Origin of the sequence: Pseudomonas sp. HLMP (genome assembly GCF_046365545.1) — a bacterium.
GTDB classification, from domain to species: Bacteria; Pseudomonadota; Gammaproteobacteria; order Pseudomonadales; family Pseudomonadaceae; genus Aquipseudomonas; species Aquipseudomonas guariconensis_B.
This window is the reverse complement of record NZ_JBDLLR010000001.1, coordinates 1860142-1874493: the sequence shown is the minus strand read 5'-3', so window position 1 is coordinate 1874493 and position 14352 is coordinate 1860142. Positions and strand designations below refer to the sequence as shown.

10 protein-coding genes are annotated in these 14352 nt (G+C 67.0%); 6 read left to right on the top strand and 4 right to left on the bottom strand.

The window, feature by feature from the left end; all coding sequences use genetic code 11:
* Positions 1–29 precede the first annotated feature (29 nt).
* The 3 genes from ABFA30_RS08800 to ABFA30_RS08790 are packed head-to-tail and all read left to right on the top strand — an operon-like array spanning position 30 to position 3608.
* Positions 30–1934 carry an ATP-binding protein gene (locus ABFA30_RS08800; RefSeq protein ID WP_253091430.1) on the top strand — a complete coding sequence of 635 codons (1905 nt, stop codon included), beginning with the start codon at positions 30–32 and terminating at the stop codon, positions 1932–1934.
* Entirely contained in the window at positions 1931–3256 is a 1326-nt protein-coding gene (locus ABFA30_RS08795; RefSeq protein WP_368816138.1) for a sigma-54-dependent transcriptional regulator, read from the top strand. The genes ABFA30_RS08800 and ABFA30_RS08795 overlap by 4 nt, the downstream gene beginning before the upstream one ends.
* A 16-nt stretch (positions 3257–3272) precedes the next feature.
* Positions 3273–3608: a GlpM family protein gene (locus ABFA30_RS08790; protein WP_225788110.1), complete on the top strand. Its 336-nt coding sequence runs from the start codon at positions 3273–3275 to the stop codon at positions 3606–3608.
* An 89-nt stretch (positions 3609–3697) separates the two neighbouring features.
* Here ABFA30_RS08790 and ABFA30_RS08785 read toward each other — a convergent pair whose 3' ends face one another.
* Positions 3698–4693, bottom strand: a complete 996-nt coding sequence (locus tag ABFA30_RS08785) for an alpha/beta fold hydrolase (protein ID WP_225788109.1) — start codon at positions 4691–4693, stop codon at positions 3698–3700.
* A gap of 197 nt (positions 4694–4890) precedes the next feature.
* On the opposite strand from ABFA30_RS08785, the gene metR reads away from it, so the two are divergent.
* Complete coding sequence (metR, locus tag ABFA30_RS08780) at positions 4891–5808, top strand: transcriptional regulator MetR (protein WP_225788108.1); 918 nt, start codon at positions 4891–4893, stop codon at positions 5806–5808.
* Here the strand turns inward: metR and ABFA30_RS08775 are convergent.
* Positions 5792–6205, bottom strand: a complete 414-nt coding sequence (locus ABFA30_RS08775) for an NUDIX hydrolase (RefSeq protein WP_410045349.1) — start codon at positions 6203–6205, stop codon at positions 5792–5794. The two genes, metR and ABFA30_RS08775, sit on opposite strands and share 17 nt — an antisense overlap.
* A 182-nt stretch (positions 6206–6387) precedes the next feature.
* On the opposite strand from ABFA30_RS08775, the gene ABFA30_RS08770 reads away from it, so the two are divergent.
* Positions 6388–10680, top strand: coding sequence for a DNA glycosylase AlkZ-like family protein (locus ABFA30_RS08770; protein WP_410045348.1), 4293 nt, complete (start codon positions 6388–6390; stop codon positions 10678–10680).
* A gap of 99 nt (positions 10681–10779) precedes the next feature.
* Here the strand turns inward: ABFA30_RS08770 and ABFA30_RS08765 are convergent, their stop codons facing one another.
* Entirely contained in the window at positions 10780–11040 is a 261-nt protein-coding gene (locus tag ABFA30_RS08765) for a type B 50S ribosomal protein L31 (RefSeq protein ID WP_225788105.1), read from the bottom strand.
* 178 nt (positions 11041–11218) lie between these two features.
* Between ABFA30_RS08765 and ABFA30_RS08760 the strand changes: the two genes are divergently transcribed.
* Positions 11219–12838, top strand: coding sequence for an FMN-binding glutamate synthase family protein (locus ABFA30_RS08760; protein ID WP_253168352.1), 1620 nt, complete (start codon positions 11219–11221; stop codon positions 12836–12838).
* Positions 12839–12886: 48 nt separating this feature from the next.
* Here ABFA30_RS08760 and ABFA30_RS08755 read toward each other — a convergent pair whose 3' ends face one another.
* Positions 12887–14308, bottom strand: coding sequence for an amino acid permease (locus tag ABFA30_RS08755; protein ID WP_253168353.1), 1422 nt, complete (start codon positions 14306–14308; stop codon positions 12887–12889).
* Positions 14309–14352 lie beyond the last annotated feature (44 nt).

Genomic DNA, 14352 nt, shown 5'->3' with positions numbered 1-14352 from the left:
CGGATGCTGGTGGTGACAAGGCCACTGTGATGAAATGCGACCCTTCGCTCCTTCGCCCTGCCCAGCCTGCCGTGAAATCCCGCTTGATCCGCCAGTTGCTCCTACCGCCCCTGATCATCCTGCTGATGGTCGGCCTGGGCATGGCCGGCTACCTGGTCAGCGAGAGCAACGGCATCCGCGCCCTGAGCGAGAATGGCGAGCGCCAGCTGGAACTGCACGCGCGCACCGTCGAGAGCGAGATCAGCAAGTACACCTACCTGCCGAGCCTGCTGGAGCTGGAAAACAGCGTCTCGCAGTTGCTCACCGACCCTGACAGCGGTTTTCGCCAGCGGGTCAACGAATACCTCGAGGGCCTGAACCGCCGCAGCCGCAGCCGGGCGATCTTCGTCCTCGACACCAACGGCCGGGTCCAGGCCACCAGCAACTGGCGCGACGCCGACTCCTTCCTCGGCGAGGACCTGTCGTTCCGTGCCTATTTCCAGGATGCCGTGCGCGGCGAGCCTGGGCGCTTCTATGGCATCGGCAGCACCACCGGCGAGGCCGGCTACTACCTGGCCCACGGCCTGGAGGAGCATGGCAAGATCATCGGCGTGGCGGTGATCAAGGTCCGCCTGGACACCCTCGAGGAGCGCTGGCAACGCGCCCGCCTGGAGGCGTTCGTCAGCGACGAGAACGGCATCATCATCCTCTCCAGCGATCCGGCCCGCCGCCTCAAGTCGGTGCGCCCGCTGACCCCGCAGATCAAGGAGCGCCTGGCGCGCAGCCTGCAGTACTACTGGTGGCCGCTGAACGAGTTGCAGCCCCTGGCTCGCGAAACCCTGGCCGATGGCGTCGAGAAGCTGACCTTCCCGGCCAACAGCGAGAACGGCCGCAGCAAGCCCCACGAGGTGGCCTACCTGACCCAGACCCGGCGCCTGGCCGACACCCCCTGGCATTTCACCCTGCTCACTCCGCTGCAGGACCTGCACCGCGAATCCACGGTGCAGGGCATCCTGGTGGGCGCGGCCTTCGCCTTGCTGGCCATCCTGGCGATCGCCTGGAACGAGCGCCGCAAGGTGATCGCCACCCGCCTGGCCGCCCGCGAGGCCCTGGAAGAGGCCAACAGCCAGCTGGAGCGGCGGATCGCCGAGCGTACCGCGGACCTTCGCGCCAGCAACGAGCGGCTCAAGGGCCAGATCCGCGAGCGCCGGCATGCCGAACAGACCCTGCGCCACGCCCAGGACGAACTGGTCCAGGCCGGCAAGCTGGCGGCCATCGGGCAGATGTCCACCAGCATCGCCCACGAATTGAACCAGCCCCTGGCGGCCCTGCGTACCCTGTCCGGCAATACCGTGCGTTTTCTCGAGCGCGGTGCCCTGGAGACCGCCAGCACCAACCTGCGCACCATGAACGACCTGATCGACCGCATGGGCCGCATCACCGCCAGCCTGCGCTCGTTCGCCCGCCGCGGCGACGACAGCGGCCAGGCCTCGCTGGCCAAAGCGGTGGAGGCCACCTTGCAGGTGCTGGGTAACCGCATCGCCAGCTGCCACCTGCAGTTGCACAGCCAGTTCGACGACCAGCGGCTGGCCATCGACCAGACCCGCCTGGAGCAGATCCTGGTCAACCTGATCGGCAACGCCCTGGACGCCATGGCCGGCCAGCCTCAGCCGCAGTTGTGGCTGGAAGGCGAACCGCAGGGCGACAAGTACCGCCTGCGGGTGCGCGACAACGGCCACGGCATCGATGCCGAGGCACGCAAGCACCTGTTCGAACCCTTCTTCACCACCAAACCGGGCGAGCACGGCCTGGGCCTGGGCCTGACCCTGTCGGCGAGCCTCGCCGCCGCCGCCAAGGGCACCCTGGGCGTCGAGCATCCCGCCAGCGGCGGCACCGCCTTCGTCCTCGCCCTGCCCCTGGTCACGCCCCCAACCGAATTGGCTGAGCCTCTATGAACCAAGCGCCCCTCACCGTCCTGATCGTCGAAGACGACCCGCATGTGCTGCTCGGCTGCCAACAGGCACTGGCCCTGGAAGACATCGCCTGCGAAGGCGTGGGCAGCGCCGAACGGGCGCTGGAACGCATCGGCGACGACTTCGCCGGTATCGTCGTCAGCGACATCCGCCTGCCGGGCATGGACGGCCTGGAACTGCTCGGCCGGCTCAAGGCCCGCGACCGCAGCTTGCCGGTGGTGCTGATCACCGGCCATGGCGATATCGACATGGCGGTCGGAGCCATGCGCAACGGCGCCTACGATTTCATGGAGAAACCCTTCTCCCCGGAGCGCCTGGTGGACGTGGTGCGCCGGGCCCTGGAGCAACGCGGGCTGTCCCGCGAAGTGCATGCGCTGCGCCGCCAGCTGGCCGGCCAGAGCACGCTCGAAGGGCGCATCATCGGCCGCTCGCCGGCCATGCAGAACCTGCGCGAGCTGATCGCCAACGTCGCCGACACCTCGGCCAACGTACTGATCGAGGGCGAGACCGGCACCGGCAAGGAACTGGTCGCCCGTTGCCTGCACGACTTCAGCCGACGCCAGGGCCAGCCCTTCGTCGCCCTCAACTGCGGCGGCCTGCCGGAAAACCTGTTCGAGAGCGAGATCTTCGGTCACGAGGCCAACGCCTTCACCGGTGCCGGCAAGCGGCGCATCGGCAAGATCGAGCATGCCAATGGCGGTACCCTGTTCCTCGACGAGGTCGAGAGCATGCCGCTCAACCTGCAGATCAAACTGTTGCGCGTGCTGCAGGAACGCACCCTGGAGCGCCTGGGCTCGAACCAGAGCATCCCGGTGGACTGCCGGGTGATCGCCGCGACCAAGTCCGACCTCGACGCCATGGGCCAGAGCGGCCAGTTCCGCAGCGACCTGTACTACCGCCTGAACGTGGTCACCCTCGAGCTGCCGCCGCTGCGCGAGCGCCGCGAGGACATCCTGCAACTGTTCGAGCACTTTCTCCAGCAATCGGCGCTGCGCTTCGACCGCGAGGTGCCGGAGCTGGACAGCCAGACCTTGTCGCGTCTGATGGCCCACGACTGGCCGGGCAACGTGCGCGAACTGCGCAATGTCGCCGAACGCTACGCGCTGGGCCTGCCGGCATTCAAGAAAAGCGGCGGCGGTGCCAGCCAAGGCCTGGGCTTCGCCGAAGCGGTGGAGGCCTTCGAGCGCAACCTGCTCAGCGATGCCCTGCAACGCACCGGGGGCAACCTCAGCCAAGCCAGCCAGGAGCTGGGCATGGCCAAGACCACGCTGTTCGACAAAGTGAAGAAATACGGCCTCGCCTGAGCCGAAGGAAACCGACGTGGACCTCGTACTGAAAGCCGGCCTGGGTGCCGCCGTGGTGGTGCTCCTGGCCATCCTCTCCAAGACCCGCAACTACTACATCGCAGGCCTGGTGCCGTTGTTCCCGACCTTTGCCCTGATCGCCCACTACATCGTGGGCAAGGGGCGACCGCTGGCGGACCTGAAGACCACCATCCTGTTCGGCATGTGGTCGATCATTCCCTATTTCGTCTACTTGGCGGCGCTGTACCTGTTGGTCGACCGGATGCGCCTGGAGACCTCGCTGGCCCTGGCCACGCTGGCCTGGCTGGTGGCGGCGACCGTGCTGGTGACACTGTGGATGCGCTTTCACTGAGACTGGTCGCGTCTGTACCGGCCCCATCGCCGGCAGCCCCGAAAATGACAACCCGCCGCTTAACTGACCGGCCTCGAGACGGTGCAGCGTCAAAGCCTGGCAAGGTGGGTCAGGTCTTCACGATGCGCCTTCAGGTAAGGCAGCACCGCCCCCAGCAACGGCGCCTTGAACGGCTCCTGGAAGCGATGGGCCAAACCCGGGATCAGCCGCAGCTGGCTCCCCCGGATATGCGCAGCCAGGTGCACCCCATGCATCACCGGCAACAGCGGGTCGGCCGTGCCATGCACCACCAGCGTGGGTACGCGCAACTGGTTGAGCAGCGCCACCCGGCTCGGCTCGGCGAGGATCGCCATGATCTGGCGCTTCACCCCTTCCGGGTTGAAGGCCCGGTCGTAGGCCATCGCCGCCTGGTGCAGCAGGGCCGCACGGTCATCGGCGACCTCGGGGCTGCCCAAGGCCGCCAGCAGGTCGGCCTGGTGCTCGATGGCCAGCGCCCGGTTCGGCGCATCGCGGCGCGCCAACAGTTGCACCAACGCAGGGCTGGGCGCCGGCAGGCCCTCGGCGCCCGAGCTGGACATGACCAGGGTCAGGCTGCGCACACGCCCGGGCGCCATGGCCGCCAGGTGCTGGGCGATCATCCCGCCCATGCTCACCCCCAGCACATGGAACCGCTCGACCCCGAGTGCATCCATCAGGCGCAAACCGTCCCCGGCCATGTCGGTCAGCGTATAGGGCGCAGCCACTGGCAGCCCCAGGCGGTAGCGCAACAGCTCGACCGTCAAGTTGGCCGAGGCCGGCAGTTGGTTCCAGCGCGACAGGCCGACATCCCGATTGTCGTAGCGAATCACCCGAAAGCCCTGGCGACACAGGGCCTCGACCACGTCGTCGGGCCAGTGGATCAATTGTCCGCCCAGGCCCATGACCAGCAGCAAGGCAGGGTCCGACGGTGCACCGACGCTCTGGTACACCAGGCTCAGTTCGCCCAGCTCGGCCCGTTGCACCGGCACCTGGGCGTCGCAGCGCTGAACGGCGAAGCTGGCCGGCACGCTACACAGCAAGAAGAAGAAAACCAGTAAAACCCGCATGAAAAGAAACACCAGAATGCAAATCCCCAGTAGAGCGCGAGTCTGATGAAATTCATGCGGGCGCGCTGCCACAGTTGCGTGACAGTTTGATGAATGGCGCCGAGCGGTCAGCGGGCGTTGCCAGTCGACAGCACCTGCAACATGAGGGAAACTCAACACCCTGTATTTTTTACCAAGTGTTTCCCCGGAGTGCTGCAGTGCTGGAAATCCGCCACCTGAAAACCCTTCATGCCCTGCGCGAGGCCGACAGCCTGGTGGAGGCCGCCGAACGCCTGCACCTGACCCAGTCGGCACTGTCGCACCAGTTCAAGGAACTGGAAGAACGCCTGGGGTTGCCGCTGTTCGTGCGCAAGACCAAGCCGATCCGCTTCACCAGCGCCGGCCTGCGCCTGCTGCAACTGGCCGATGCCACCCTGCCGCTGCTGCGCAGCGCCGAACGCGACATCGCCCGCTTGGCCGGTGGCACCGCCGGGCGCCTGCACATGGCTATCGAGTGCCACAGCTGCTTCCAGTGGCTGATGCCGACCATCGACCAGTTCCGCGACGCCTGGCCAGAGGTGGAACTGGACCTGGCCTCGGGCTTCGCCTTCGCACCGTTGCCGGCCCTGGCCCGGGGCGACCTCGACCTGGTGGTGACCTCCGACCCGCTGGACCTGGCCGGCATCACCTATGTACCGCTGTTCACCTACGAGGCCATGCTCGCCGTGGCCAACCAGCACCCCTTGGCCAGCAAGCCCTATATCGTGCCCCAGGACCTGGCCGACCAGACCCTGATCACCTATCCGGTGGAGCGCGACCGCCTGGATATCTTCACCCGCTTCCTGGAGCCGGCCGACATCGAGCCGGCCGCGGTGCGTACCTCGGAGCTGACGGTGATGATGATGCAACTGGTGGCCAGCGGCCGTGGCGTGTGCGGCATGCCCCACTGGGCGCTGCACGAATACAGCTCACGGGGCTACGTGAAGGGCAAGCGCCTGGGCGAGAAGGGCCTGTTCGCCACGCTCTACGCGGCAGTACGCACCGACATGCTCGATGCGCCGTACATGCGCGACTTCCTGCTGACGGCCAAGGATACGTCCTTCGCCACCCTCGACGGGGTCAGCGCGGTGCGTTGAGGGCCTTGCGGTAGAGCGGCAGGATCAGGTCACGGGTCAGCGGCGCCAGGGGCAGGGCCGGCACTTCGTCGGCGGCCAGCCACACCGTCTCCTCGATCTCCGCCGCCGGGGCCACGGCCTCGGCACTGTCGACCCGGAACAACTCGGCCTGCACCTCGAAACCCGGCTCGTTGGCCGCCGGGGCGCTGAAGCTGCCCAGGTAGACGGCCTGCTGCGGGTCGATCCGCAACCCCAGTTCTTCATGCAGCTCGCGCACCAGGGCCGCTGCGGGCGACTCCTCGGCATCGATCTTGCCACCCGGCTGCATGAAGGCCTGGGTGCCACGCTTGCGCACCAGCAAGGTACGCCCCTGGGGGTCGATCAGCAGGGCGGCGGCGATGCGAATGATCTTGCTCATGGGCTGGGCTCTTGGGCTGGCTGAAGGCGCGGAAGGATCACATGGGGTGGCCTGGCTGACAAGCCTCGTGCCATCCGCTTCGCGGGCAAGGCCCAGTCAAGCGACATCGGGGCTGCGTTGCAGCCCTTTCAGCGGACGAACGGCCCCTTGCCAACCTGTCCCAGGCCCGCCATAAACGACACATGAACCTCCCCGCCCAGCACCACCCGGTGCTCGAACTGTTCCACCCCGCCGTCGGCGCCTGGTTCGGCCAGCAGTTCGCCACCGTGACCAACGCCCAGGCCCGCGCCTGGCCGCTGATCCATGCTGGCCAATCGATGCTGCTCGCCGCGCCGACCGGCTCGGGCAAGACCCTGAGCGCCTTCCTCGCCGTCCTCGACGAACTGTTCCGCCAGGGCCTGGCGCACGCCGGCCCCCTGCCCGCCCAAACCCAGGTGGTGTACGTTTCGCCGCTCAAGGCGCTGTCCAACGATATCCGCCTGAACCTGCAGGCTCCCCTCGAAGGCATCAGCCAGGCCCTGCAAGCCCAGGGCCTCGAAGCGCCGCGCATCACCACCGCGCTGCGCACCGGCGACACCCCGCAGAAGGAGCGTGCCGCCATGCGCAAGCTGGCGCCGCACATCCTGGTGACCACCCCCGAGTCGCTCTATGTACTGCTCGGCTCGGCGTCCGGGCGCGAAGGCCTGGCCAACGTGCACACGGTGATCGTCGACGAGATCCATGCTCTGGCCGGCAACAAGCGCGGCTGCCACCTGGCGTTGACCCTGGAACGCCTGCAGGCGCTGTGCGCCAGGCCCTTGCGGCGTATCGGGCTGTCTGCCACGCAACGACCGGTGGAGCGCGTCGCACACTTCCTGGTGGGGCACGAGCGCCCCTGCGCCATCGTCGACATCGGCCACGCCCGCCGCCGCGACCTGGCCATCGAAGTCCCGCCCGTACCCTTGGGCGCGGTCATGGCCACGGATGTCTGGGACCTGGTCTACGACCGCATCGCCGCCCTGGCCCGCGAGCACCGCACCACGCTGGTGTTCGTCAACACCCGGCGCCTGGCCGAACGCCTGACCCGTCACCTGGGCGAGCGCCTGGGCACGCAGGCGGTGGCGGCGCACCACGGCAGCCTGGCCAAGGAATATCGCCTGGCCGCCGAACAACGCCTCAAGGGTGGTGAGCTGCAGGTCCTGGTGGCCACCGCCTCGCTGGAACTGGGTATCGACATCGGTGACGTCGAACTGGTGTGCCAGATCGCCTCGCCCGGCTCGATCGCGGCCTTCCTGCAACGCGTCGGCCGCTCCGGGCACCAGATCGACGGCGTGCCCAAGGGACGGCTGTTTCCGACCTCGCGGGACGACCTCATCGAATGCGTGGCCCTGCTCGACTGCGTGCGCCGTGGTGAACTGGACGAGCTGCATGTCCCCCGGGCCCCGCTGGACGTGCTCGCCCAGCAGATCGTCGCCGAGGTGAGCAACCAGCCCTGGGCGGAGCAGGCGCTGTACCACTGCCTGCGCCAGGCCACGCCCTACGCGCAGTTGGACGAAGCACACTACCAGGCCGTGCTGCGCATGCTCGCCGAAGGCTTCAATGGCCGCCAGGGCGTGCGCAGCGCCTACCTGCACCGCGATGCCGTCAGCGGTTCCCTGCGCGGGCGCCGGGGTAGCCAACTGACCGCGTTGACCTGCGGCGGCACCATCCCCGAGACCGCCGACTATGCCGTGCTGCTCGAGCCGCAGGCGCTGAACATCGGCAGCGTCAACGAAGACTTCGCGGTCGAGAGCATCGCCGGTGACATCTTTCAGCTGGGCAATGCCTCCTACCGCATCCTGCGGGTCGAGCCCGGGCGGGTACGGGTCGAGGACGCCCATGGCCTGCCGCCGACCATCCCGTTCTGGCTGGGCGAAGCTCCCGGGCGCAGTGACGAGCTGTCCGCCGCGGTCGCCCGCCTGCAGGCACGGCTCGATGAACAGTTGCAGCGCAGCGCCGGCGACATCGCCACGGTGCTGGCATGGCTGCAGGAAAACTACGCACTGGCCCCGGACAGCGCCAACCAGTTGCTCGACTACCTGGGCCGTACCCGCCAGGTCCTCGGTGCCCTGCCCTCCCAGCAGACCCTGGTGATGGAGCGCTTCTTCGATGAGTCCGGCGGCACCCAGCTGGTCATCCACTCGCCCTATGGCAGCCGTATCAATCGTGCCTGGGGGCTGGCCCTGCGCAAGCGTTTTTGCCGGACCTTCAATTTCGAACTGCAGGCCGCGGCCAGCGAGGACGCCATCGTGCTGTCGCTGTCCACCAGCCACAGCTTCGAGCTGGACGAGGTCTGGCGCTACCTGGCGAGCCGCAGCGCCGAGCCGATCCTGGTCCAGGCCCTGCTCGACGCCCCGCTGTTCGGGGTGCGCTGGCGCTGGAACGCAGCCGTGGCCCTGGCCTTGCCGCGCTATGTCGGCGGACGCAAAGTGGCGCCGCAGATCCAACGAATGAAAAGCGAGGACCTGGTCGCCGCGGTGTTCCCCGACCAGATCGCTTGCCTCGAGAACATCGTCGGCGAGCGGCAGATCCCCGACCATCCGTTGGTGGCGCAGACCCTCGACGACTGCCTGCACGACGCCATGGATTGCGAAGGCTGGCTGGCCCTGCTGCGGCGCATGGAAAACGGCGAGGTGCGCCTGCTCAGCCGCGACCTGCCCGCCCCTTCGCCACTGGCCTCGGCCATCCTCAATGCACGGCCGTATACCTTCCTCGACGACGCCCCGCTGGAGGAGCGCCGCACCCAGGCCGTGCTCAACCGACGCTGGAACGAGACAAGCAGCAGCGACGACCTGGGCGCGCTGGATCCCGAGGCCATCGCCGCCGTAAGGGACGAAGCCTGGCCGCAACCGGCCAGCACCGATGAGATGCACGAAGCGCTGATGAGCCTGGGTGCGATCAGCCGGGCGGAAGCACAGGCCAATGCTGGCTGGGAGAGCTTGCTCGATCAATTGGCGAAGGCCGGTCGCGCCTGCCTGCTGCAGGATGCAGGGCAGGCCCTGTGGCTGGCCCGCGAACGCCTCGACCTGCTGACGGCCCTGTATCCCCTGGGCCGTCTCGAACCACCCCTGGGGCTGCTGCCCGGCTTCGACCAACCGATCGACGCCGATACCGCGCTGACCGAACTGCTGCGTGCCCGGCTCAGCGCTTTCGGCCCGTTGACGGTGACGCAGATCGCCGCGCCCCTGGGCCAGCCGAGCCCGGACATCGAGCAGGCGCTGGCTCGCCTGGAGGGCGAAGGCTATGTGCTGCGTGGTCACTTCAGCCCCGGCCAGCAAGCGCAGCAATGGTGCGAAAGGCACCTGCTGGCGCGCATCCACCGCTACACGATCAAACGCCTGCGCCGGGAGATCGAACCGGTCAGCCTGCAGGACTTCATGCGTTTTCTGTTCGACTGGCAGCACCTGGCCACCGGGACGCGGCTGCGCGGCCCGCAGGCGGTGGCCGAGGCGCTCGGCCAGTTGCAGGGTTTCCCCAGCGCCGCGGGGGCCTGGGAGGCGGAGCTGCTGCCGGCGCGGATCGAGGACTACAGCCGGCACTGGCTGGACGATGCCTGCCGCAGCGGTCAATGGGCCTGGAGCCGGCTGGCCGCCACGGTGTCCACCAGTACGCTGTCCAGCACGCCCCTGGTGCTGCTGCCCCGCGAACACCTCGGGCTGTGGCGCAGCCTGGCCAACACCCCCGACCCCGAGCAATTGGCGCCGCGTGCGCAACGGGTGCACCAGGCTCTTCAGGAGCAGGGTGCGCTGTTCTTCGACGAACTGGCCCACGAGGCCCATCTGCTGCCCAGCGAACTGGAAACGGCGCTGCAGGAGCTGGTGGGTTCGGGGTTGGTCGGGGCCGACAGTTTCAGCGGCCTGCGCAGCCTGATCCTGCCGGCGGCGAAGCGCACGTCGCGCAACAGCCGCCGTGGCCATCCGCCGCTGTCCAGCAGCATGGCCCATGCCGGACGCTGGGCGCTGCTCCGGCGTGGGGGCGGCACTGCGGACACCGAGCAGCGCCTGGAACACATCGCCCGTACCTTGCTGCGGCGCTACGGGGTGATCTGTTGGCGCCTGCTGGAACGGGAAAGCGATGTGCTGCCGCCCTGGCGCGACCTGCTGCGCTGCTATCACCGACTGGAGGCGCGAGGGGAGATTCGCGGTGGGCGCTTCATCGCCGGGCTGGCCGGCGAGCAGTTCGCCCTGCCGGAGGCGGTCGGGCTGTTGCGCCAGGTCAGGCGCCGGGGCATGGACGGCGCCTTGGTGATGGTCAGTGCGTGCGACCCGTTGAACCTGCTCGGAACCTTGCTGCCGGGGGCGAAGGTGCCGGCGGTGGGCGGCAATCGCCTACTGTACCGGGACGGAGTGGCAGTGGCGACGCGGGTTGCCGGGCAGTATCGGTTTCTCGTCGAGGCGCCAGGGGCGGAGCAGGAGGTTTGGCGGCAGAAATTGCTGCGGGACGTGTATTCGGGCTGATGCGGCTTGGCGAGGTGGATGGCCACAGTCATTTGGGGCCGCTTCGCGCCCCAAATGGCAACCAGGTCCCTTAACTGCGAATGAAGCAGCGCAACCGTATCACCTGACCTTGCCGGCAAACCCGGCGAAGCGCTTGTTGAACCCAGCCACCCGCCCTTCGACGGTAGCCTTGCGCTGTTGGCCGGTGTAGACCGGATGCGAGGCGCTGGACACATCCAGGGCCACATAGGGATAGGTCTGGCCATCACTGTGCACCTGGGTACGGTCAGTCTCCACGGTGGAGCCGATCAGGAAATACACATCGGCAGCGGTGTCATGGAACAGCACAGGACGGTAGGCGGGATGAATATCGGGTTTCATGGTGAATCACCTCAGGTTTGAATTGATACTTTATAACATAATTTATCGAGAATGATTTTCGATACCCGAATTTTCATTTTTCTCCTCCCCTGCACGCTGGCAAAGCGCCGTCCAACCGGGCTATGGTCGGGGTTTGCCCAGGCCCTGAGCCTGACCGAGCCATTCGCAAGGACCCCGTATGAGCCTGTCACTTCTCAGTCGCTATGCCTTCTTCGCTGCCTGCGTGTTGTTCACCCTGGCCAGCCTGCCGTTCCTCCACCACGAGTGGCTGTGGCCATTCACCCTGGCCACCGCCGTGCTCAGCCTGATCGGCCTGTTCGACCTGCTGCAGCAACGCCACGCGGTACGGCGCAACTACCCGATCCTCGGCAATATCCGCTACCTGGTCGAAGGCATCCGCCCGGAAATCCGCCAGTACCTGCTGGAAGCCGACAGCGACGCCCTGCCCTTCTCCCGGGCACAGCGCTCGCTGGTCTACGCACGGGCCAAGAACGAAGCCTCGGACAAACCGTTCGGTACCCTCATCGATGTCTATGAGTCTGGCTTCGAGTTCATCGGCCACTCCATGCGCCCGGCGCCACTGGCCGACCCGGCGAGCTTTCGCGTGGAGGTCGGCGGCCCGCAGTGCAGCCAGCCCTACTCGGCGTCGATCTTCAACATCTCGGCCATGAGCTTCGGCTCGCTCAGTGCCAATGCCATCCGTGCGTTGAACCAGGGGGCCAAGCTCGGCAATTTCGCCCATGACACCGGCGAAGGCAGCATCAGCCCGTACCACCGCGAACACGGCGGCGACCTGGTCTGGGAGCTGGGCAGCGGCTACTTCGGCTGCCGCACGCCAGACGGGCGCTTCGACCCCGAGCGCTTCGCCGAACAGGCGCGCAGCCCGCAGGTACGGATGATCGAGATCAAGATGAGCCAAGGCGCCAAGCCGGGCCATGGCGGCATCCTGCCCAAGCACAAGGTGACCAAGGAAATCGCCGAGACCCGCGGCATCCTCATGGGCGAGGACTGCATCTCGCCGTCACGCCACACCGCGTTCTCCACGCCGATCGAGATGATGCAGTTCATCGCCCGCCTGCGCGAGTTGTCCGGCGGCAAGCCAGTGGGTTTCAAGTTCTGCCTGGGCCACCCCTGGGAGTTCATGGGCATCGCCAAGGCCATGCTGGAAACCGGCATCCTGCCGGACTTCATCGTCGTCGACGGCAAGGAGGGTGGCACCGGTGCGGCCCCTGTGGAGTTCACCGACCATATCGGCGTGCCGCTGCGCGAAGGCTTGCTGTTCGTGCATAACACCCTGGTCGGCCTGAACCTGCGTGACAAGATCAAGCTCGGTGCCAGCGGCAAGATCGTCAGCGCCTTCGACATCGCCAGCGTGCTGGCCATCGGTGCCGACTGGGCCAACTCGGCACGCGGCTTCATGTTCGCCATCGGCTGCATCCAGTCGCAGAGCTGCCACACCAACAAGTGCCCGACCGGCGTGGCGACCCAGGATGCCTTGCGCCAGCGTGCGCTGGTAGTCCCGGACAAGGCCCAGCGGGTGCTCAACTTCCACCACAACACCCTGCGCGCCCTGGCCGAGATGCTCGCCGCGGCGGGCCTTGAGCATCCGTCGCAGCTGGAGGCCAAGCACCTGGTGCGACGCATCAGCGCCACCGAGATCAAGCTGTTCTCGCAGATGCACGTGTTCCTCAAGCCCGGTGAATTGCTCACCGGCGAGGTCAATGGCCAGTTCTACTCACGCATGTGGCAACTGGCCCGGGCCGACAGCTTCGAGCCGCACAGCGAGGTGGCGGCCTGAAGCATTCATCGTGGCCTGGGGCTGCTTTGCAGCCCCAGGCCCACTGGGTCAGGAGGCGGTGTTCGCCACCCCTTGCGCTTGGCCCTTGGGCGCCAGGCGGAACACGTGGTACAGCACCGTCAGCAGCACCAGGAACGCCGGGCCGATGTACAGCGCCACGCGGGTGTCCTCGAAGTACGCCATCAGCCCCACCACCAGCACCAGGAAGGCCAGCGCCAGGTAGGAACTCAGTGGCCACAGCCACATGCGGTACTTCAGGCCCTGGCGCTCGGCAGTGGAAAGCCCGGCACGGAACTTGAGCTGGGCCAGCAGGATCATCACCCAGGTCCAGATCGCACCGAAGGTGGCGATCGAGGTCACCCAGACGAACACCTTCTCCGGGACCAGGTAGTTGGCCAGCACGCCCAGCAACAGCGCACCGATCGACAGCAGCAGGGCATTGCGCGGTACGCCGTTGTTCGAGGTGCGGGCGAAGATGGACGGTGCCTGGCCGTTCTGCGCCAGGCTATAGAGCATGCGCCCAGTGCTGAAGATACCGCCGTTGCAGGACGACAGCGCGGCGGTGATCACCACGAAGTTGATGATGCCGGCAGCGGTCTTGATCCCCAGGCGCTCGAAGGTCATCACGAACGGGCTGCCCTGGCTGCCGATCTCGTTCCACGGGTAGATCGACAGGATCACGAACAGCGCGCCGACATAGAACAGCAGGATGCGCCAGAACACCGAGCCGATGGCCTGGGGAATGGTCTTCTGTGGGTTGCGCGCTTCACCGGCGGTCAGGCCGATCATTTCCACGCCCAGGTAAGCGAACATCACCATCTGCAGCGACATCAGCACGCCGGTCACGCCGTTGGGCATGAAGCCGCCATTGCTCCACAGGTTGGAAATGCCTACGGCCACGCCGTCGTTGCCGAAACCGAAGGCGATGATGCCGATGCCACCCAGGACCATGGCGATGATGGTGACGATCTTGATCAGGGCGAACCAGAACTCGAACTCGCCGAACGCCTTGACCGCGATCAGGTTGATCGCCCCCATGCTGCCCAGGGCCGCCAGGGCCCAGATCCAGCGCGGTACGTCAGGGAACCAGATGCCCATGTAGATGGCCACGGCGGTGATTTCCGCGACGCAGGTGACCAGCCACAGGAACCAGTAGTTCCAGCCGGTGAGGAAGCCCGCCAGCGGGCCGAGGTAATCCTGGGCGTAGCGGCTGAAGGAACCGGCGACCGGGTTGTGCACGGCCATCTCGCCGAGGGCGCGCATGATCACCAGGATCGCCAGGCCGCCAATGATGTAGGAAAGCATGATCGCGGGGCCGGCCATTTCGATGGCCTTGGCCGAACCGAGGAACAGGCCGACACCGATACAGGCGCCCAGCGCCATCAGACGGATGTGCCGTTCGCCCAGTTCTCGCTTGAGTGGGCCGCCCTGGGCGGTCTCACCATGGGCAGGGTGGTTGCCGACTGGCATAGCAATACAACCTCATTTTGTTATTGGATATGACCTTCGTGCAG

Excerpts from the sequence above, each read along its gene's own strand:
- ABFA30_RS08800 (WP_253091430.1), top strand. The coding sequence starts at position 30 with ATGAAATGCGACCCTTCGCTCCTTCGCCCTGCCCAGCCTGCCGTGAAA.
- ABFA30_RS08795 (WP_368816138.1), top strand. The coding sequence starts at position 1,931 with ATGAACCAAGCGCCCCTCACCGTCCTGATCGTCGAAGACGACCCGCAT.
- ABFA30_RS08785 (WP_225788109.1), bottom strand. The coding sequence starts at position 4,693 with ATGCGGGTTTTACTGGTTTTCTTCTTCTTGCTGTGTAGCGTGCCGGCC.
- ABFA30_RS08775 (WP_410045349.1), bottom strand. The coding sequence starts at position 6,205 with ATGAGCAAGATCATTCGCATCGCCGCCGCCCTGCTGATCGACCCCCAG.
- ABFA30_RS08770 (WP_410045348.1), top strand. The coding sequence starts at position 6,388 with ATGAACCTCCCCGCCCAGCACCACCCGGTGCTCGAACTGTTCCACCCC.
- ABFA30_RS08765 (WP_225788105.1), bottom strand. The coding sequence starts at position 11,040 with ATGAAACCCGATATTCATCCCGCCTACCGTCCTGTGCTGTTCCATGAC.
- ABFA30_RS08760 (WP_253168352.1), top strand. The coding sequence starts at position 11,219 with ATGAGCCTGTCACTTCTCAGTCGCTATGCCTTCTTCGCTGCCTGCGTG.
- ABFA30_RS08755 (WP_253168353.1), bottom strand. The coding sequence starts at position 14,308 with ATGCCAGTCGGCAACCACCCTGCCCATGGTGAGACCGCCCAGGGCGGC.